The following is a 3,805-nucleotide window of genomic DNA, read 5'->3' as shown; positions in this document are numbered from 1 at the left end:
GGGTGTGTGTCGTGGTTGTGTTGGTGGGGTGTTGCTGCTTGTTGATTGCTATTCTTGATTAGGTGCTAGTCAAGAATGGGGTGTGGCTATGAGTGTTGACAGGTCGTGGACGACACGCAGGCTGGTGAGGTTGCGGGATGAGTTGGCCCAGCAGGTGGGGCTGTTGGCGGATTTCATACCGGGCTCGTTGCATGAGACGTGGTCGAAGTGCGGGAAGCCGACGTGTCATTGCGCCAGTGAGGGTGATCCGGGTCATGGCCCTCGTTTGTTGTGGGTGCGCTATGAGGGCGGGAAGACCCGGTCGAAAACGGTCCCTGCCCGGTGGGCGGAGCGTTTCCGCGCCCAGGTGGAGCGTTCGGAGGTGTTCGCGTTCAAGATCGGCCAGATCAATCAGATCAACGCGATCTTGGCGGAGCGTGAACTGGCGGGCCGGACACCGCCACCAGCGACAAGACCGGCTGGTTCGGTGGTCCCCGCACTGGGCGGGGAAAAAGGGGGCTCTGCGGCCAGGAGATAGACCAGGCCCGGCTGGCCGTACTGGAAGACGAGATCGCCGAGTTAGCGGCCTGCGAGGCCAGGAGACTGGTTCGGGCGAGTATGGATCTGGTCGATGGCGGCCGGCCGGTGGTGCTGGAAGCCGTCGAGCGGGCCGCGCAGGAATCAGCGGCCGTGATCGGACGCACGGTGATCGCTGGGGTGGTGAACCTGGCAGCCGAAGATCCGCCGGCCGGTGTTGACTGCCCCCAAGGGCATCGGGCCCGGCTGGCCGGGGTCCGCCCCAAAACGGTGCGCACCCTGCTCGGTGGTTTCCGGCTGTCACGCGGCTACTACTATTGCGATTCCTGTCGTCGGGGGTTTGTCCCGGCCGATGAACGCCTCGGTGTTGTCGGGACGAGCCTGTCCCCGGGATTGGCGAGGGCGTGCGCGCTGGCCGGCGCCGAGATGCCTTATGCGAAGTCGGGGGCGTTCATCTCCACGGTGACCGGCCTGGACTTGGCGTCGGCGTCCACGATCAGCCGGGCCACGAAAACCCAGGGCGGTCGGGCCCGTGACCTGATCAGTACCGAACTCGAAGCGGCCCGGCCCGGCGGGCCCGCCGCAGCGTTCACCCATCTGCCCGACAAATGCTATGTCGTGATGGATGGCACCGGGGCACCCATGCTGCCCCGCGAATGCGAAGGCCGGCAAGGGAAAACCGGGGAGCGGGCCGGCACCCGGGAAGTGAAGATCGGCTGTTTGTTCACCCAAACGGGTGTCGATCCGGTCAGCGGGCAGCCCCTCCAAGACCGGGGCTCGGTCTCCTACATTTCCACGTTCGAACCAGCCGAGCGGTTCGCGCACCTCGTGAAAGCCGAATACTGGCGGCGCGGCCTCGACCAGATCCGCCAACCCATCGTGCTAGGCGACGGAGCCAGATGGATCTGGAATATCGCCGACACCAAATTTCCCGAGGCCACCCAGATCGTCGACTACTACCACGCCCGGGAACACCTCGCCGACCTCACCAAACTCGTCACCCCGCTGCTCGACGATCCCACCAGTTGGGAGAAGACACTCGCCGACCAGCTCGATCTCGGTGACACCAGCGCGATCGCAACCGCTGTCGACAAACTGAACCTCGACCAGAACGCTCCCGCCCTGGCCCGACCCGCCAACACCGAGGTCGGCTACTTCACCGGCAACCACCACCGCATGCAATACGCCGAATTCCTCGCCAACAGCTACTACATCGGCTCCGGCCCCGTCGAATCAGCCTGCAACACCATCGTCAAACAGAGAGCCAAACGCGCCGGCATGCACTGGACCATCCCAGGACTCGACCCCGTCCTCGCCCTGCGGACCCTCCACCAATCACACCGCGACCACACCCTCTGGCCCACACCACAAACCTGACGCACACCCTCTCATGGGTCGACAGCGGGGGCATCGTGGTGGAGGCTTGTTCAGTAGCAGCTGAGTCAGATGCCCCGGACGCAGGAGGCGGGATCATGAAACGGATCGGACTGGACAAACCGTGGAAGCGCCCCGGGCGCGCCGGCTACGCGCGTAACCGGACGAAAGCCTTCCTGCGTCCGCCGATCACCGTGTACGAGATGCCGTCCGATGTACGCAAGGACGAAGATCTGAGCGCCCGAATGCGCGACGGCGTTACGTTGCGTTTGAACCTCTACCGGCCTGCGGGTACAGACGAACCGTTGCCGGTGCTGTTGTCGGCGCATCCGTACGGCAAAGATGCGATTCCCACCAAGAAGCGCGGCAGGTGGTCGCTCAACCCGCAATTCCGGATCATGAACCAGCCGGCTCCGCTGCGGATCTCTGACCAGACGAGTTGGGAGGCACCCGACCCGGTCTGGTGGGCTCAGCATGGATACGCGGTCATCAACCTGGACACCCGCGGTGGGGGCCATTCGGAGGGTCGCGGCAACTTGTTCTCCGATCAGGAAGCCGACGACATCGCGGAGGTGATCGCCTGGGCGGGGGAGCAGCCGTGGTCGAACGGGCGCGTCGGCATGCTCGGCGTGTCGTATCTGGCACTGTCGCAGTACAAGGTCGCCGCCCTCAACCCGCCTGCCCTGAAGGCGATCTGCCCGTGGGAAGGGTTCACCGATGCCTACCGCGACTTCTTCACCTCTGGAGGTGTCGTCGAGAACGGCTTCGCCCGCATCTGGCTGTTTCTCAGCTCACGGGTGGCGAGACTGGACACCAACCTCGCCGCCGAGCGTCGCAGGCATCCGCTGCGGGACGAGTGGTGGGAAGCGATCACGCCCGACCTGTCGAGGATCACCGTCCCGATCCTGGTATGCACCAGCTTCTCGGACACCAACCTTCACAGCGTCGGATCGATGCGGGCGTTCCAGCAGGTCGCCTCTGTACACCGCCATGCGTCCACGCACCGCGGACCCAAGTGGGCCACCTTCTACGACGACCCGGCCCGGGAGCAGCAGCGCGCATTCTTCGACCTGCACCTACGGGAGAAGCCCGCCGCCCAGTTACCCCGACTGCGGCTGGAGATCCGGGACCGCCGCGACCTGGTCGTCGAGGTCAGGGATGAGCAGGAGTGGCCGATCGCCCGCACCCGATGGCGTGACCTCTACCTCGGCGCCGACGGCGCGCTGAGCGAGACCGAGCCCCTCGCGGGAGCGGTCACATTCGACTTGAAGCACAACGCTGCAGCATTCGACTACCGCTTCAGCGAGGACACCGAACTGAGCGGTCCAATGACGCTGCGGCTGCGGATGAGGACGACGGGCGCGAAAGATCCGCGAATCTTCGTCGGGGTCGAAAAGCGGTGCCACGACACACCCGTGCCCTTCGAGGGCTCCTACGGCTACGGCCGCGACATCGTCGCGCAAGGCAGGCTCAGGCTCGCCCTCCGCGAACTCGACGCCGGACTCAGCAGGCCGCATCAGCCCGAGCACACGTTCCGGACGCTCCAGCCGATTCGCGACGCCGAGGAGGTCGAGGTGCTCATCGCGTTGAGTCCCTCAGCGACACTCTTCCATGCGGGTGAGATTCTGCGACTGATGGTCGCCGGTCGCTACCTGCAACCGCGCAATCCGCTCTTCGGGCATTTCCCGACCCACTACGAGCCGAGCCGACCAGGCAAGGCCACCATCGTCTGGGCGCCCGGCGCACCGTCGAGCCTGGAGATCCCCGTCATCCCGCGTACGATGGCGTGATGTCGCGGACAGATACGGCGTCCCTGGTGATCGGCGCCACTCCAGCGCTGCTGACGTTCCGGGCTGACGGCGTTCCTGCGGGTATCTCCGAGGAGGACCACGCCGCCGGGATGGCGTCCTCACTC

The 3,805-nt window shown here is 65.4% G+C and carries 2 protein-coding genes; both read left to right on the top strand.

All coding sequences use genetic code 11. The features are described 5' to 3' along the window. Window positions 1-597 precede the first annotated feature (597 nt). Complete coding sequence (locus tag AAFP05_RS00805; RefSeq protein WP_341727949.1) at window positions 598-1,893, top strand: ISKra4 family transposase; 1,296 nt, start codon at window positions 598-600, stop codon at window positions 1,891-1,893. 95 nt (window positions 1,894-1,988) lie between these two features. Beyond that, window positions 1,989-3,680 carry a CocE/NonD family hydrolase gene (locus AAFP05_RS00800; RefSeq protein ID WP_341727948.1) on the top strand — a complete coding sequence of 564 codons (1,692 nt, stop codon included), beginning with the start codon at window positions 1,989-1,991 and terminating at the stop codon, window positions 3,678-3,680. Window positions 3,681-3,805: the final 125 nt, after the last annotated feature.

The organism is Brooklawnia sp., from assembly GCF_032229645.1.
Lineage (GTDB): Bacteria > Actinomycetota > Actinomycetes > Propionibacteriales > Propionibacteriaceae > Brooklawnia.
This window is presented reverse-complemented; position numbering and strand designations above follow the sequence as displayed.